We start from the raw sequence: 16518 nt of genomic DNA, 5'->3' as shown, positions 1-16518 counted from the left end.
GGAGGATTCATGATGGGAATGTTGTCGGCCACCACGGCCACCGCCGGGCACGATGCATCCTCGTTCGGGTCCGGGACCGGCGCGTCGTCCAGCGATGGCGACGTAGCCGCCGTGCTGCCACGCCAGCCGCGCACCGTACGCGACACCGGGCTCGATCCGCGCCTGGTGACGGGGCTGGTGCTCAAGGTCCTGCATGCGGGCGGCAAGACGCCGCTATCCAGGCTCACCGGACGCTTGCGGTTGTCGGTCAGCGTGGTGCGCGAAGTGCTGCAGGGCCTGGTCGCCGGCCAGCAGGCTGAAGTCGCTTATTCGGGCGAGACCGATCTCGACGTGCACTACCAGCTCACCGCCGCCGGCGCGCGCGCCGCGGGCGAGCACCTGGCCGAGTCGCGCTATGTTGGCCCTGCGCCGGTGACGCTGGCGGCCTGGCGCGCGGCGGTGGCGCAGCAGTCGCAGCGCCAGCCGGACGCGCCGCGCGTGGCGCGCGCCGAACTCGAAGCGGTGCTCGACGGCGACGGCCTGGAACCGGCGATGCGCGAGCTGATCGGCGCGGCCCTGTATTCCGGCCGTCCGCTGCTGCTGTACGGCCCGTCCGGCAGCGGCAAGACCACCCTGGCGCGCAAGTTCGCCCGCCTGCGCCGGGATCCGATCGCGGTGCCGTACGCGGTGCTGGTCAACCACGAGATCGTGCAGCTGCACGATCCGGCCCTGCATCCGCCGCCGCTGCAGATGCGCGGCCTGGAAGAGCGCCGCAGCTGCGACGCGCGCTGGGCCCTGAGCCAGCGGCCGCTGGTGCACGTCGGCGCCGAGCTTACGCGTGACATGCTGGAACTGCGGGTGGACGCCGCCAGCGGCGTGCTGCGCGCGCCGCCCCACATCCTGGCCAACAATGGACTGCTGGTGCTGGACGACCTGGGACGTCAACGGATGCCGGCCGGCGAGCTGCTGCACCGCTGGCTGGGCGCGCTCGAGGCCGGCCAGGACCACGTGACGGTGCCGCACGGCCCGAGCCACGCGCTGCCGTTCGACGCCAACCTGGTGCTGGCCACCAGCCTGGCGCCCGAATCGGTGCTGGACGACGCCTGCCTGCGCCGCATCGGCTACCGCATCGCCGTCGGGCCGCTGTCCGAATCGAATTACCGCGCGCTGCTGCGGCGCCAGGCGCGGTTGCGCCGCATCGACTTCGACGAAACGGCATTCGACTTTCTTGTCGACGAACTGCATCGCCGCACGCGGCGCCCGCTGCTGGCTGCCTGGCCGCACGAGCTGCTGGGGCGGATCGCCGACTTTGCCGGCTTCGCCGGCCGCGCGCCGCGCTGCGACGTGGACGGCCTGGTCCAGGCCTGGAGCAGTCTGTTTGGAGCCAGCGCCCTGCCGCCCGCGCTGCCTTGTGCACCGAACCCGCCGGCGGCGGATGCAGCAGACAAGGAAGGGGATGCGTGATGAAGAACAAACGTGCCGTGACCATGATGGCACTGGCGGTGGTGCTGGGCCTGCTGGCGGTGGCGCTGGCGGCAAGCTGGCTGCTCAATGCCCCGGGTGCGAGCGCCGGCCGGATCGTCGTCGCCAAGGCCGACGTCGACATCGGGCAACGCCTGACACCCGAGATGTTCAAGCTGGCCGACTGGCCGGCCGACAGCGTGCCGAAGGGCGCCTTTACCGATCCGGCGCCGCTGGGCGGACGGGTATTGCGCAGCAGCCTGCTCGCGGGCGAACCGATCAGCGAAGCCAAGCTGGCTCCGGCCGGCACCCTGGGGGGCCTGTCGGCCCTGATCACCGAGGGCAAGCGCGCGATCACGGTGCGCGTCAATGACGTGATCGGGGTGGCCGGCTTCACCCTGCCAGGCAACTACGTCGACATCATCGTCAGTACCGAAACCATGCTGGAGCCGAACGCGGCCCGGGCGCGCGAGCAGAGCATCTCGAAGATCGTGCTGGAGCGGATCCTGGTGCTGGCGGTGGCGCAGGAAGTGAGCCGCGACGAGACCAAGCCCAGGGTGGTCAATGCCGTCACGCTCGAGGTGACCCCGGCCGAGGCCGAAAAACTGGACCTGGCGCGCAGCGTGGGCACCCTGTCGCTGGCGCTGCGCAACCAGGTCGATCCGGCCGCCGCCGCCACCCTCGGCGCGACCAAGGAAAACCTGTTGCCCACGATCGCCGCCGCCGCGCCGCCGCCGGTGGTGCGGGCCCCGCCGCGGCCGCGCGTGCAGCAGGTGCGCGCGCCGGCCCCGCCCAAGCGCGACTGCATCAGCGTCATCAATGGCCTGCACGCCTCGCAGGAATGCTTCTGACCACCGACTGGACCGATCATGAAACGACGTTCTCCGATCGCATTGCGCGTCGCCCTTGCCGCCGTCCTCGCAGCGCTGGCCGGCCCGGCCCTGGCCAGCGCCGCGCCCACCACCGCCGCCATCCAACAGGCGGCGGAACCGAAGCCGGCGCCCAAGAAACCGGCGCCCACCCGCAGCGCGGGCGAGCCGCCCGCGCATGCTGCCGAAGGATGCCGCGGCGAGGCGGCGCGGCCGGCCACGATGGCGCTCCAGATGGGCAAGTCGACCATGCTGCGCCTGCCCGAGAAGGTGGCCCGGCGCAGCGTCGGCAACCCGGCCGTGGTGCAGGCCATGCTGGTCGCCCCCGACACCTTGTACATCGCCGCCGTCGATGTCGGCAGCACCAATATGATCGTGCAGGGCCGTAGCGGCTTGTGCAGCGTGATCGACATCACCATCGCGATGGACCCGAGCGGGCTGGAAGCCACGCTCAAGGCCGCCATGCCGGACGAGCAGGACATCCGCGTGATGGCGGCCAACGACAGCCTGATCCTGACCGGCACCGTCAGCGACGCCGCCGCCGTGCAGCGTGCGGTGGAACTGGCCGGCGCCTACGTGCGTCGCCCGCTGCGCCAGCTGCCGGCGGCCGACAAGGAAAACGATACCGACGGCGTGATCGTGGTGGGAAGGAATGGCGGCGGGGGCGGCGCGGCGGGTGGCGCCGGCGCCCGGGTGGTCAACCTGCTGGCGGTGAGCGCGCCGCAGCAGGTGCAGCTCGAGGTCAAGGTGGCCGAGGTCTCGCGCACCCTGCTCGAACGGCTCGAGACCGGCACCCGCTTCAGTTTCGGCTCCGGCAGCTGGACCACCACCCTGGCCACCGATTTCCTGACCGGCCTGGCGCGCGGCAGCCTGTCGGGGCTCAAGACCAATGGCAACCGCTTCGCCATCGAGGCCGACAAGCTCGATGGCCTGGTGCGTATCCTGGCCGAGCCGAACGTGCTGGCCATCAGCGGCCAGGAAGGCTCGTTCCTGGCCGGAGGCAAGTTCTACATCCCGGTGTCGCAGGACGACGACCGCGTCACGCTGGAAGAGAAGGAATTCGGGGTCGGCGTACGCTTCACCCCGACCGTTCTGTCGGGCGGGCGCATCAACCTGAAGGTGTCGCCCGAGGTGTCCGAACTGTCGCGCGAAGGGATCGGCATCACCGCCACCGGCATCAACGGCACCGCGATCATGCCGCTGGTGACCACGCGCCGCGCCAGCACCACGGTGCAGCTGCACGACGGCCAGAGCTTCGCGATCGGCGGCCTGGTGCGCAACAACCTGATCGCCAACATGAAGGGCTTGCCGGGCCTGGGCGAGATTCCGGTGCTGGGCGCGCTGTTTCGCAGCACCGACTACCAGCAGGACCGCACCGAGCTGGTGTTCGTGATCACGGCGCGCCTGGTCAAGCCGCTGCCGGGCGGCAGCCACGTGCTGCCCACCGACGGCCATGTCGTGCCGTCGCGCGCCGGCCTGATGCTGGGCGGGCGGCTGGAAGGGGAGCCGTCCGCCGCCGCAGCGCCGGCCGCGGTATCCAGTCCGGTATCCGGGACGGCATCCGGTAATTTCGAACTGACGCCGGCGGCTTCGAACTGACATAGGGGAATGCGATGCGAACCACATTCAAACGATGGGCGGTGCTGGCGCTGCTCGCCTGCGGCGCGCCGGGGTGCGTCTCGACCACGCCGGACTGGGATGCGCGCTTCGGCGCGGCCACCCGCAGCAACCTGGCGGCCCAGGTGCTCGACCCGAGCGGCGCCGCCAGCCGCGATCCCGCCCTGGGCCTCGATGGCCGCGCCGCGCGCGCCGCCATCGACAACTACCAGCGCTCGTTCGCCCGGCCGGAACTTGGGCCGCCGGCGGCGATGGTGGACCAGTGATGGACGCGCGCGGAGCAGAAGTCCCTCGTCCGGAGTTGCCATGAGAGCGCTCCTGATCAGCCGTGACAGTCACTTGTACGCGGAGCTGGCCTCGCAGGGCGCGGCGCGGGTGCCGCCCCTGCATCTGGCCGCCACCCGCGCCAGCCTGCGCGAAGCGCTCGACCGCCCGGAACCGGACGCCCCGCAACTGGTGATCGTCGACGCCAGCGGGCTGGAACCGCTGGAGGCCGCGTTGCTCGAGCGCCTGGGCCGCCAGTACCCGGGTTCGCAGTTGATGCTGCTCACCAACCAGCACCAGCCCGACCTGTTGATCACGGCGATGCGCGCCGGCGTGCGCGAGCTGCTGCAATTGCCGCTGGTGCACCGCGCCTTCCATGAGGCGATGGACCGGATCGCCACCGCTGCCGGCGTGTCGAGCCTGCGCGAAGGCAAGGTGCTGGCCTTCATCGCCTGCAAGGGCGGCAGTGGCGCCACCTTCATCTCGGCCAACTTCGGCTATGCGCTGGCCACGCTGGCGGGCAAGAAGGTCTTGCTCATCGACCTGCACGGCCAGTTCGGCGACGCCGCCCTGTACGTGTCGGACCAGAAGCCGGCCATGACGATGTCGGACGTGTGCGCCCAGATCGCGCGCGTGGACGGGCCCTTCCTCGAATCGTGCCTGGTGCACGTCACGCCGGGTTTTGGCGTGCTGGCCGCGGCCGACGATCCCGGCCACGCGAAAGAGGCCAAGCCGGAGCACATCGATACCATCCTGCGCGTGGCGCGCCAGAACTACGACTACGTGCTGCTCGACGTCGGGCGCCAGATCGATGCAGTGTCGCTGCGCGCGCTGGACGTCACCGACACCATCTATCCGGTGCTGCAGCTGGCGCTGCCCGACATCCGCGACGCGCGGCGCCTGCTCGACATCTTCCGTTCGCTGGGCTACGTGCTGGACAACATCCGCCTGATCGTCAACCGCTACGAGAAGGGCGGCAAGCTGCGCCTGCAAGACCTGCATGCGGCGCTCGGCTGCGAGGTGGTGCACACCTTCCCCAACGACTACGTCGCGGTGACCGATTCGGTGAACCAGGGCGTGCCGGTGCTGCAGTTGTCGCGCTCGAGCTTCGCCGCGCGCAGCCTGGCCGAAATGGTCGAGCTGGTGACCGCGCACCGGGTCCAGGAAAGCCGCGGGCTGCTGGACCGCCTGTTCGGGCGCCAGGACGACGCTTATTGATCCTGTTACTGATCCTATTATTGATCCCGTTACGAAAGACGCAATATGTCCCTTCGCGAACGACTTGCCTTGTCCGGCCAGGAGCGCATCACCAGCGTCGGCGTCGAGCTGCAGGATGCGCCGAACCAGGCCTATCAGGAACTCAAGAAGCTGATGCACCAGATGATCCTCGACCGGATCGACCTGGAGCGGCTCAAGCGCCTGACCGCCGAGCAGTTCAAGCACGAGCTGGCGCTGCTGGTCCAGCGCATCATCGAGGACGAGCGCATCGTCCTCAACCAGCACGAGCGGCACCACCTGGTGCTCGACATCCAGCACGAGATGCTGGGCTTCGGCCCGCTCGAGCCGCTGCTGTCCGACCCCTCGATCTCGGACATCCTGGTCAATACCGCCAACAAGGTCTACGTCGAGCGCCACGGCCGGCTGGAACTGACCGAGATCACCTTCCACGACAACGCCCACCTGATGAAGATCATCGAAAAGATCGTCTCGCGCGTTGGCCGCCGGGTGGACGAGTCGAGCCCGATGGTCGACGCCAGGCTGCCGGACGGCTCGCGGGTGAACGCGATCATTCCGCCGCTGGCGGTGGACGGGCCGATCCTGTCGATCCGCCGCTTCGGCGGCAGCCCGCTGACGGTGCAGAACCTGCTCGACTATAAAAGCATGACCCAGCCCATGATCCGGGTGCTGGAAGGGCTGGGCATGGCCAAGGTCAACATCCTGATCTCGGGCGGCACCGGCAGCGGCAAGACCACCCTGCTCAACCTGATCTCGGGCTTCATCCCGGCCACCGAACGGGTGGTGACGATCGAGGACGCGGCCGAGCTGCAGCTGCGCCAGCCGCACGTGGTGCGCCTGGAGACGCGACCGGCCAACATCGAGGGCAAGGGCGAGGTGCCGCAGCGCGCGCTGGTGCGCAACGCGCTGCGCATGCGGCCCGACCGCATCATCCTGGGCGAGGTGCGCGGCCCGGAAGCGCTCGACATGCTGCAGGCGATGAACACCGGCCACGAAGGGTCGCTGGCCACCATCCACTCGAACACGCCGCGCGACGCGCTGTCGCGGCTGGAGAATATGGTCAGCATGGCGGCGGTGAACCTGACGCCGCGCGCGATCCGCCAGCAGATCGTGTCGGCGGTGACGGTGGTGGTGCAGGTCTCGCGCCTGACCGACGGCACGCGCAAGCTGGTCAGCCTGCAGGAAATCACCGGCATGGAGGGCGAGATCATCTCGATGCAGGAGATCTTCCGCTTCGAGCAGAGCGGGGTCGACGTCGACGGCAAGGTGCTGGGTCACTTCAGCGCCACCGGCGTGCGTCCGCGTTTCGCCGACCGCCTCAAGCTGTTTGGGGTCCCGGTGCCGGACGATTCGTTCGATCCCGACCGCAGGTTTGACTGAACTTGAATGACTGAAGCGAGCGACTGAGGGCGCATATGGACGGTTTGTTCTATGGTTTCGTGGTGCTGGTGTTCGCGGCCGTGATCCTGGCGGTCGAGGGCTTCTATCTGTGGTGGATGAGCACCCATGGCGCGGCGGCGCGCCGCATCGCGCGCCGCCTGCAGATCATGTCCGGCGGCGTGAGCGGCCGCAGCGGCGAAAGGATCTCGATCCTCAAGCAGCGCCGCTACAGCCGCATCGAGGCGCTGGACCGCCTGCTGCATCGCTTGACGCTGGCCCGGCGCATCGATGCGCTGCTGGTGCAGGCCGGCGCCACCTGGTCGGTCGGCCAGTTCCTCGCCGGCTCGCTCGGCTGCCTGGTGGCGGCCCTGGTGCTGACCTCGGGCGCCGTCAGTTCCGTCGCCGTGCCGCTGCCGGCGCGCCTCCTGGCCTGCATCGGCGGCCTGCTCCTGCCCTGGTGGCTGCTGCACCGCATGCGCATGCGACGCCTGGTGCGCATCGAGCACCAGCTGCCCGAGGCCGCCGACTTCATCGCGCGCGCGCTGCGCGCCGGCCACTCGTTCACCAACGTGCTGCAAATCGTCGGCAACGAGCTGCCCGAGCCGCTGGCCGGCGAGTTCCGCATCACGCGCGAGGAAATCAACTACGGCGTGCCGATGAACGAGGCCCTGCACGGCCTGGCCGAACGCATCCCGCTGACCGATCTGCGCTACCTGATCATCGCGGTGCTGATCCAGCGCGAATCGGGCGGCAACCTGGCTGAAATCCTCGGCAACATCAGCCAGATCATCCGCGCTCGCCTGAAGCTGGTGGCGCACGTGCGCGTGCTGTCGGCCGAGGGACGCATGTCGGCCTGGATCCTGGGCCTGCTGCCGTTCGGCGTAATGGGCGTGATGCTGGTCAGCAGCCCGGCCTACGTGCGCATGCTGTGGACCGATCCGTCCGGGGTGCGCCTGCTGTGGTACGGCCTTGGCATGATCGTGTTCGGCGTGCTGTGGCTGCGCAAGACCATCCGCATCCGCGTGTGAGGCCCCCATGACTTCTTCCCAACTGATTTTCCTGCTGATCGTCTTCGTCGTCGTCTGCCTGCTGGTCTGGGTCGCGCTGGTGCTGTTCGCGCCGCTGGCCCTGCGCGAGCGCCTGCGCCGCTTCCTCGGCCCGCGCACCGGGCAGGAAGCGGGGGTGCGCTGGATCGAGCGCGTCGCCAGCGTTGCCCGTCCCCTCACCCGGCTGTCGATCCCCGAGGAAGGCTGGGAAAAATCGACCTTGCGCACCCGTTTCATGAACGCCGGCTGGCGCAACCCTTCGGCGCCGACCCTGTACTTCGCGTCCAAGACCGCGCTTGCGCTCCTGATGCCGGCCATGTGCGCGCCATTCCTGGTGCTGTATGGGTCGTCCCTCAGCGGCGGCAAGGTGCTGGGCATCCTGCTGCTGGGCGCCGCCTTCGGCTACTACGCCCCGAACGCGGTGCTCGAGCGCGTGGTGCAGCGGCGCCGGCGCGAGATTTTCGAGACCATCCCCGACGCGCTCGACCTCTTGACCGTCTGCGTCGAGGCCGGCCTGAGCCTGGAGCGGGCGCTGGTCAAGGTGGCGGCCGAAATCCACATCAAGAGCGTGGTGCTGTCGCAGGAGCTGCAACTGGTGCTGATGGAGATGCGCGCGGGCTTTTCCAAGGAAAAGGCGCTACGTAACTTCGCGCTGCGCTCGGGCGTGGACGACGTCGACACCCTGGTCGCGATGCTGATCCAGTCCGAGCGCTTCGGCACCAGCGTCGGCGACTCGCTGCGCGTGCATGCCGAGAACCTGCGCCACAAGCGGCGCGTGATGGCCGAGGAAACCGCGGCCAAGATCGGTCTCAAGCTGCTGTTCCCGCTGATCTTCTGCATTTTTCCGACGCTGCTGATGGTCCTGCTCGGACCGGCCGCGATCCAGATCTCGCGCACCCTGGGTTCCTTGCCCTTCGCGCGCTAAAAGGAGTCTCCCATGCGACGCACCCTCAAGATGACCCGCCTTGCGCTGCTGTGCGCCGGCCTGATGGCCTGCTCGCCGTTCGGCTGGCGCGCCGCCCTCGACACCGGCGCGCAGGCCGAGCAGATCTATCGTACCGGCCGCGCGCAGCACCTGGCCCAGCAGCCGGACGCCGCGCGCGGCGCCTACGAGGCCGTGCTGCGGCTCGATCCCGGCCATCCCGGCGCGCGCAACGGCCTGGCGACCCTGCACGCCGAAGGAGGGGAACTGGAACGGGCGACTGCCATCTGGCGCGAGCTGACGGCGCCGATCGGGCTGGATGCGGGACCGGGAAAGGCATATTTGTTCGCCAACCTGGGGCAGGCTTACCTGCTGGGCGGCGCGTACGAGGAAGCGCGGGGCGCGCTGGAACGGGCTTGCCTGCTCGACCCGCTCGATCCGCGCGCCTGGCAGTTGCTGGGCGACGCCCTGGCGGCGCTGGGACAGGCCGAGCGCGCCGCGCAGATGGACAAGCAGGCGGCGGCGCTGCGCGGGCACGACCTGCGGGCCGACTTCGCCGCCGCCAGCGGCGGCACCAGCAAGGTCGCTTCGATCGGCCAGGCGCTGGCCAAGCCTGCCGCACTACAGCCTGACCTGCAGCCCGGCTTGCAGCCTGTGCTGCAGCCCGCCTTGCAGCAACACCCCGACTGGGCCCAGGCCTACGTCCACGTCGCGGCCGACGGCATGATGGAATTACGGCGCTTGCCGGCCTTGCGGCAGGCGCCGCGGCCCGCAGCGCCTGCCGCGGAGGTCGCGCGCCTGGAGATCCGCAACGGCAATGGCGTGAGCGGCATGGCGCGCGCGCTGTCCAATCGCATCGATGAACCCGGCATCCGGGTGACGCGCGTGTCGAACGAGCCGGGCTTCGGGGTAGCGCACACCCGCATCGAATACGAGGCGCCCCATGCCGGCGCCGCGCGCAGGCTGGCGCAGCGCCTGGGTCACACCCGACTGCAAGAAGTCGACCTTGGTGCGCCCTTCAACCTGCGGCTGGTGCTGGGCCGCGACCTGGCGCGCCACGGCACGGCCCTGCGCCTGGCGCCGCCCACGCCGGCGGCGGACCAGCAGCGGTTGGCTTACCGGTAGCGTTCCAGCCACCAGCCGTATTGCGGCGGCAGGATGGCGAACGGGTTTTCCACGCCCAGTTCCTTGGCCGCGCGGAAGGTGTAGTGCGGGTCGGCCAGGTGTTCGCGGCCGACCATCACCAGGTCCATCTGCTCATCATTCACCGCCTGGTTGGCCACCTGCGGGTCGCCGATATACCAGGACGACGCCACCGGCAGGCCGGCCTCGTCCCTCACGCGCTTGGCGACCGGCGCCAGGAAGCCCGAACCCCAGGGAATCTTGACGTCGGGGACGGTGAAGTTGACGCTCACGTTCAGCATGTCCAGGCCGCCCGCGCGCATGCGGCGGGTCAGCTCGATCGATTCGGCCAGCGTCTCTTCGTCGCGACCGTCGTATTCGATCACGCCCATGCGCGCTGTCAGCGGCAGGTGCTGCGGCCATACCTCGCGCACCGCGGCCAGGGTCTCGAGCAGGAAGCGTCCGCGGCCATCGAGGTCGCCGCCGTACGCGTCGGTGCGGCGGTTCGAATGCGGCGACAGGAAGGATTGCGCCAGGTAGCCGTGGGCGAAGTGCAGCTCCAGCCATTCGAAGCCGGCGGCCAGGGCGCGCCGCGCGGCGTCGACGAAGCCCTGGCGCACGCGTGCGATGTCGTCCAGGGTCATCTCGTGCGGCACTTTCGGCAGGTCGCCGCCGAAGGCGACGGCGGATGGGCCGATGGTCTGCCAGCCGTCCGGCGCGTCGTTCGGGATGTGCGCGTTGCCGTCCCACGGACGGTTGGCGCTCGCCTTGCGACCGGCGTGGCCGATCTGGATGCCGGCCACCGCACCGGCGGCCTTGATGCTGGCGGCGATGGCGGCCATGCCGGTCACCTGTTCGTCGTTCCACAGGCCAGCGCAGCCCGGGGTGATGCGGCCTTCCGGCGTGACGGCCGTGGCTTCGACGATCACCAGGCCGGCGCCGCCGCGCGCGATCGACGCATAGTGGGCGCGGTGCCAGTCATTGGTCACGCCGTCGATGGCGCTGTACTGGCACATTGGCGGCACCGCGATGCGGTTGCGCAGGGTGACGGATTTGAGGGTGAAGGGAGTGAATAATGCGGTCATTGGTGCTTTCCAAGTGATGCTTCAACACGCAGCGGCGAGAACGATGAGAACGCGATGAGAACGGCGCGCTGGCGCGCCGGCAGCAAGTGGCGGCTCGCGTCTGTGGTCGCTGTGGAAGAAGATCGGGATTGTCGAATCGGTCCTGGCATGCACCCTGCGTCAGGGTTGCGTGCCTGACCGTATTCTCGCACCAATGCAAATTGTTTGCAGGAAGCGGCCCGGAATCCTGGCCGCCCGGCGGGGCCGTCAGGGCGCGGCCTTGCGATATACCCGCACGTAATCGACCAGCATCTGGCGCGGGAACGGGGTCGCGGCATCCGGATAGCCCGGCCAGTAGCCGCCCACGGCCAGGTTCAGCAGCACGAAGAACGGATGCTCGAACACCCACTCGCCCTTGACGGTATCCGGCGTCGCGGTGTGGTAGTGGATGCCGTCGCGGTACCAGCGGATCTGTTTCGGCTCCCATTCGACGGCGAACACGTGGAAGTCGTCGCCGTACTGCGCGCCCTCGAGCGTGCTGGCGCGGCTGTTGGCGTGCTCGCCCGAATAGCCCGGCCCGTGCAGGGTGCCGTAGGCATTGGCTGGCTCCTTGCCGATGATTTCCATGATGTCGATCTCGCCGCTCTTCGGCCAGCCGACCTGGCCGATGTTCGCGCCCAGCATCCAGAATGCGGGCCAGATGCCCTGGCCCTTCGGCACCTTGATGCGCGCCTCGTAGCGGCCGTACTGGGTTTCCTTCAGTCCGGCCGTCTTGAGCCGCGCCGAGGTGTAGTCCTTGCCTTCGTAGCGTTCCTTGCGCGCCTCGATCACCAGGTGGCCGTCCTCCACGCGCACGTTCTCCGGCCGGCCGGTATAGAACTGCATCTCGTTGTTGCCCCAGCCATGGCCACCGGTCTCAGGGAGCCATTTGCTGCGGTCCAGCGCCGCGCCGTCGAATTCGTCGCTCCATGCGAGGGTCCAGCCGGGCGGGGCGGGGATGGCGGCGGCGGGCTGCGTGGCGCAGCCCGCGCTGGCGGCCAGCGCGAGCAGCGCAGCCAGTGTGGCGATCGTTTTCATGCGTCTCCTTGGGGTGACGTCATCGCGCTGCGGGCGTGGCTGCCTGCCGCTGCCTGACGTGCTTCATGATGTTGAGGAAGGTGTCGGTCCAGTACACCTCGCGATGGGCGGCGAGGAAGCGGACCAATTCCTCGTGCGCTTGCGACGACACGCTCAGGTGGTCGCCGCCGATGCCGTGGAAGGTGAAGGCGATCATGGTGCCCTGCGCCGCCGCCTGCCTGACCTGCGCGATCAGTTCCGCACCGCTCGCGCCCACCGGCGCGCTCGACGTCACCCGGAACGGATCGAGCGCCGCCATCGACGCCGGTATGGACGCTCCCTTGCCCGCCTTGATCGCCACGAAGCTCGCGTGCAGCGGCGTCAGGTAGTCGCCGCCGCCGGCGTCCACGTCGAAACAGGGCGCGGTATAGGTGCGCTCGTGACGGCCGTCGATCGCGGCCAGCATCGTGTTGCCGAGCAGGACCTGGTCGCGCATCTGCTCGCGTGTCGTGGTGTCGAGGTCGCGGTGCGGCGCGACCCAGGTGCGGTCCGGGCCCGCGCCCGAGCACTGGTGGAACAGGCTGTGGTTGCCCAGCTCGTGGCCGTTCGCGGCCGCGGCGCGCCAGTCGCGCATGCGCGCGGCCACCGATGGTCTGGACAGCTCGAGGTAGAACGTCCCCTTGATGCCGTGGCGGTCGAGCACGGGGATGGCGTGGTCGAGCTGGGAATCGAGAGCATCGTCATAGGCCAGGCTGACCGCCGCGCGCGCCCCGCCGGGCCAGGCGAAGCCGGCATCGGCTGCCTGCACGGGCGCCGTCATGACGAAGGTAAAGCCGGCCGCGAGCAGGCCGGTCCGGATGATGGCGCGGCGCGCGAGGCGGGCAAGAAAATGGTGCATCCGTGCTCCAGTTTGGAAACGTTACCATAAAGTCAACTCGACTATAGCACCGCCCAAAAACAGGTGTCAACGAGAGAGATGACAGGATGCGGCGCCGACGGCTCACCGCATCGTGCTTTGGGACTGCACCATAGTGTTGCAAAACAACGTCAGATACCCCCATAACGTTATGGAATATTCCGTTGACAATTTTTTTTCCTAACCCTAATATTCAAACAGCTACATGGAAACGTTTCCATGTTCCGAACGAGTCAGCTTCGATCCCCCGAACGGCCCGCCAAGGCCAAGGAGCCGAGGACACATGAAACAGCGCGCTGCGCACCGGGCAATCCACCTGGCGAGGCCGCCGGCACCAGCCGGTCGGCCTCGCTGCGTTGCCCGGTGCGGCGCCGCAGGTTCGCCTGGCCGGGAGGCGGCCGGGAACAGGTAATAGCGGGGTAGTAGCGGAAGGCGACGCACGCCGCAATGCGTCCGATTTGGCGGAGACACCGTAGCTAGGCGACGGTCATATTTATAAAAAAGACAGGAGAAGACATGTACTACCCGAAGGCTAAACAGACTCTGATCAGCCTGGCAGTCGCCAGCGCATGCTCGGCATTCATTCCGGCGTTCGCGCAGGAGCAGGCGACCGCGCCGGCCGATACCGCGACCAGCGCGCCGAACCAGGCCGTCGACACCGCCAGCAATCCCGCGGCCCAGAACCCGACCCCGACCTCGACCCAGACCGTGGTCGTCACCGGCCTGCGCGCCAGTCTCGAATCGTCGCTGAACCTCAAGCGCAATGCGCAAGGCTTCGTCGACGGCATCGTCGCCGAAGACATCGGCAAGTTCCCGGACACTAACCTGGCCGAATCGCTGCAGCGCATCTCGGGCGTGTCGATCGACCGCAGCGAGATCGGCGAAGGCTCCAGGGTCACCGTGCGCGGCGTGGGTCCCGACTTCAACCTGGTGCTGCTCAACGGCCGCCAGATGCCCACCTCGAGCCTGGGCGACCGTAACGGCCGCGCCTACGATTTCGCCAACATCGCCTCGGAAGCGATTTCGCAGCTGCAGGTGTACAAGTCGAGCCGCGCCGAAACCCCAACCGGCGGCATCGGCGCCACCATCAACGTGGTCACCGCGCGCCCGCTGTCGCGGCCGGGCATGCAGGCCAGCATCGGCATCAAGGGCGTGCACGACACCTCGGCCACCAACCTGCCGGATGACCTGCAGCACGGCGACAAGCTGACCCCGGAAATCTCCGGCATCTACAGCAATACCTCGGCCGACGGCCGCTTCGGCATCGGCCTGTCGGCCAGCTACCAGGAACGCAACCTGGGCTACAACCGCGCCTCGGTGTCGAACGGCTGGAAAGGCCCGTTCCGCGGCGACGAGAACAACTGGGGCACCATTGCGCAGCCGGGCACGCCGGGCTCGGAAAACATCACCAACCGCCCGGGCCCGACCGACCTGTACCAGGTGCCGCAAAACCTGAACTACAACCTCTCCGGCGTGCAGCGCGAGCGCACCAACGGCCAGGTGGTGTTCCAGTTCGCGCCGAACAAGTCGATCACCTCGACCCTCGACTACACCTACTCCGAAAACAAGATCCACACCCGCCGCAACGACATGTCGGCCTGGTTCAACTTCGGCCCGTCGTCGAGCACCTGGACCGACGGCCCGGTCGCCGCGCCGCTGGTCTACACCGAGATCATCAACCCGGCCACCAGCGACATCGCCATGGGCGGCGCCGACTTCGCGACCAGGACCGAGAACAAGTCGCTGGGCTTTAACACCGTGTGGCGCGTGAACAGCGACATCCGGCTGGAGCTCGACGCCCACCATTCGACCGCCGAATCGACGCCCAACAGCCCGTTCGGCTCGAGCAATACCCTGGGCACCGCCAGCTTCAGCCGCGGCACCACCAGCGTCGACTTCTCGCAGGACTTCCCGGTGCTGAGCATCCAGGGCGCCGACTTCGCGCGCGCGCCGCAGCAAGTGACCGGCTCGGTGTTCGAGAACGGCTACATGAAGACCGAGATCGACCAGATCCAGACCCACGGCAGCTGGAAGATGCTGGAAGCGTCGGAACTGAAATTCGGCCTGGGCGCGACCAAGGTCGACTACCGTTCGGCCTTCTCGGTCCAGCAGCGCGACACCTGGGGCGGCGCCACCAGCCCGGACGACTATCCGGCCGGCGTGTTCCACGCCGAGACGCTCAACAAGTACTTCGACAACATCAACGGCAGCGGCAACCCGGCCCTGTTCAACCGCTTCAACACCTTCAACTTCGACGAGGTGCGCAAGCTGGCCGCCGCGGCGTCGGGCCTGCCCGACCTGTACCTGCCCAAGACCGGTTGGGACACCGACCAGCGCACCGAGGAAAAATCGAAGAGCCTGTACCTGCAGTTCAACACCGAATGGGATACCCGCTTCCCGGTCAATACCTCGTTCGGCGTGCGCTACGAGAAGACCGACGTCAGCTCGACCGCGCTGGTGCCGACCGCGACCGCGATCAACTGGGTGTCGCAGAATGAATTCCCGATCGTGTTCGGCGAGGCCGCCTTCACCAACCTGAAGGGCAAGTACAGCCATGTGCTGCCGACCTTCGACGCCGACATCCAGCTGCGCTCCGACCTCAAGGGCCGCTTCAGCTACGGCGAGACCATCGGCCGCCCACGCTACGACCAGATCGCCGGCGGCCAGATCCTGAACACCCTGGCGCGGGTCGAGGGCGGCACCGGTTCGCAGGGCAATCCGTCGCTGGAGCCGGTCAAGTCGAAGAACATCGACCTGGCGCTGGAGTGGTACTACGATCGCCAGAGCTTCGTGTCGATCAACCACTTCCGCAAGCACCTGGACAACTACGCAGGCCAGTCGCAGGTGATCGCCCAGCCGTTCGGACTGCACACCCCGGTGGGCGGCGCTTACTGGAACGCGGCGCTGGCCAATGGCTGCGCGACCGCCGACACCACCTGCATCCGCAGCTACATCCTGCGCAACTTCAACGGCCAGCCCGGCGTCGTGCGGGGTGAGGACGATGGCGTGGGCAATCCGACCGGCACCATCACCGGCATCTCGACCGACCCGATCGCCGACTTCCGCATCACCTCGTTCTCGAACCAGAAGAAGGCGCGCATCCGCGGCCTGGAATTCAACATCCAGCACATGTTCGGCAACAGCGGCTTCGGCTTCCAGGCCAACTACACCTACGTGAATTCGGGCCTGAAGTACAACAATGCGAGCATCGGCGAGCAGTTCGCGCTGGTGGGCCTGGGCGACTCGGCCAACCTGGTGGGTATCTTCGAGAACGACAAGTGGAGCGTGCGCGCGGCCTACAACTGGCGCGACGAGTTCCTGTCGGGCACCTTCGACGGTTCCGGTCCGAATCCGAACTACACCGAGGAATACGGCCAGCTGGACCTGAGCGTCGGCTACAACGTGAACAAGAACCTGACCCTGTCGTTCGAAGGCATCAACCTGACCGACGAGATCCAGCGCATCCACGGCCGCAACAAGCACCAGCTGCTGTTCGTGTCGCAGTCGGGCCCGCGCTACATGGTGGCCGCCCGCTACAAGTTCTGATCGCCACCTGACGGGGCGGGCCCGGGAGGCGTTTTCCCGG

Annotated in this window: 13 protein-coding genes; 10 read left to right on the top strand and 3 right to left on the bottom strand. The window is 68.3% G+C overall.

The features are described 5' to 3' along the window. The first annotated feature begins 9 nt into the window (after window positions 1–9). The 9 genes from ACZ9AQ_RS01530 to ACZ9AQ_RS01490 are packed head-to-tail and all read left to right on the top strand — an operon-like array spanning window position 10 to window position 9899. On the top strand, window positions 10–1443 hold the full coding sequence (locus ACZ9AQ_RS01530) for an ATP-binding protein (RefSeq protein WP_429201303.1): 1434 nt from the start codon (window positions 10–12) through the stop codon (window positions 1441–1443). Continuing rightward, on the top strand, window positions 1443–2291 hold the full coding sequence (cpaB, locus tag ACZ9AQ_RS01525; RefSeq protein WP_429201305.1) for a Flp pilus assembly protein CpaB: 849 nt from the start codon (window positions 1443–1445) through the stop codon (window positions 2289–2291). Before ACZ9AQ_RS01530 ends, cpaB begins: the two co-directional genes overlap by 1 nt. A gap of 18 nt (window positions 2292–2309) precedes the next feature. After that, window positions 2310–3908, top strand: a complete 1599-nt coding sequence (locus ACZ9AQ_RS01520; RefSeq protein WP_429201307.1) for a type II and III secretion system protein family protein — start codon at window positions 2310–2312, stop codon at window positions 3906–3908. Between the two features lie 14 nt (window positions 3909–3922). Then, the gene (locus tag ACZ9AQ_RS01515) at window positions 3923–4192 is read left to right on the top strand and encodes a hypothetical protein (RefSeq protein ID WP_429201309.1); all 270 of its coding nucleotides are present in this window, start codon (window positions 3923–3925) and stop codon (window positions 4190–4192) included. Between the two features lie 40 nt (window positions 4193–4232). Continuing rightward, on the top strand, window positions 4233–5408 hold the full coding sequence (locus ACZ9AQ_RS01510; RefSeq protein ID WP_429201311.1) for a CpaE/TadZ family protein: 1176 nt from the start codon (window positions 4233–4235) through the stop codon (window positions 5406–5408). 45 nt (window positions 5409–5453) lie between these two features. Continuing rightward, window positions 5454–6806: a TadA family conjugal transfer-associated ATPase gene (locus ACZ9AQ_RS01505; protein ID WP_429201313.1), complete on the top strand. Its 1353-nt coding sequence runs from the start codon at window positions 5454–5456 to the stop codon at window positions 6804–6806. A gap of 35 nt (window positions 6807–6841) precedes the next feature. Further along, window positions 6842–7834 carry a type II secretion system F family protein gene (locus tag ACZ9AQ_RS01500; RefSeq protein ID WP_429201314.1) on the top strand — a complete coding sequence of 331 codons (993 nt, stop codon included), beginning with the start codon at window positions 6842–6844 and terminating at the stop codon, window positions 7832–7834. A 7-nt stretch (window positions 7835–7841) separates the two neighbouring features. Continuing rightward, a complete protein-coding gene (locus ACZ9AQ_RS01495; protein ID WP_429201316.1) occupies window positions 7842–8777 on the top strand; it encodes a type II secretion system F family protein in 936 nt (311 codons plus the stop codon). 12 nt (window positions 8778–8789) lie between these two features. Beyond that, on the top strand, window positions 8790–9899 hold the full coding sequence (locus ACZ9AQ_RS01490) for a LytR C-terminal domain-containing protein (protein WP_429201318.1): 1110 nt from the start codon (window positions 8790–8792) through the stop codon (window positions 9897–9899). On the opposite strand, the gene ACZ9AQ_RS01485 is transcribed toward ACZ9AQ_RS01490, so the two are convergent. From ACZ9AQ_RS01485 to ACZ9AQ_RS01475, 3 genes are all read right to left on the bottom strand, one after another. Then, window positions 9890–10981, bottom strand: coding sequence for an NADH:flavin oxidoreductase/NADH oxidase (locus ACZ9AQ_RS01485; protein WP_429201320.1), 1092 nt, complete (start codon window positions 10979–10981; stop codon window positions 9890–9892). The genes ACZ9AQ_RS01490 and ACZ9AQ_RS01485 overlap by 10 nt on opposite strands. Window positions 10982–11227: 246 nt before the next feature. Beyond that, window positions 11228–12037, bottom strand: coding sequence for a glycoside hydrolase family 16 protein (locus tag ACZ9AQ_RS01480; protein WP_429201322.1), 810 nt, complete (start codon window positions 12035–12037; stop codon window positions 11228–11230). Window positions 12038–12056: 19 nt separating this feature from the next. Beyond that, complete coding sequence (locus ACZ9AQ_RS01475) at window positions 12057–12914, bottom strand: polysaccharide deacetylase family protein (RefSeq protein WP_429201324.1); 858 nt, start codon at window positions 12912–12914, stop codon at window positions 12057–12059. A 534-nt stretch (window positions 12915–13448) separates the two neighbouring features. Between ACZ9AQ_RS01475 and ACZ9AQ_RS01470 the strand changes: the two genes are divergently transcribed. Then, the gene (locus tag ACZ9AQ_RS01470; RefSeq protein ID WP_429201326.1) at window positions 13449–16478 is read left to right on the top strand and encodes a TonB-dependent receptor; all 3030 of its coding nucleotides are present in this window, start codon (window positions 13449–13451) and stop codon (window positions 16476–16478) included. Window positions 16479–16518: the final 40 nt, after the last annotated feature.

The organism is Massilia sp. UYP34 (assembly GCF_056279385.1).
The sequence above is the reverse complement of the archived record's forward strand: the minus strand, read 5'-3'. Positions and strand labels throughout refer to the sequence as shown.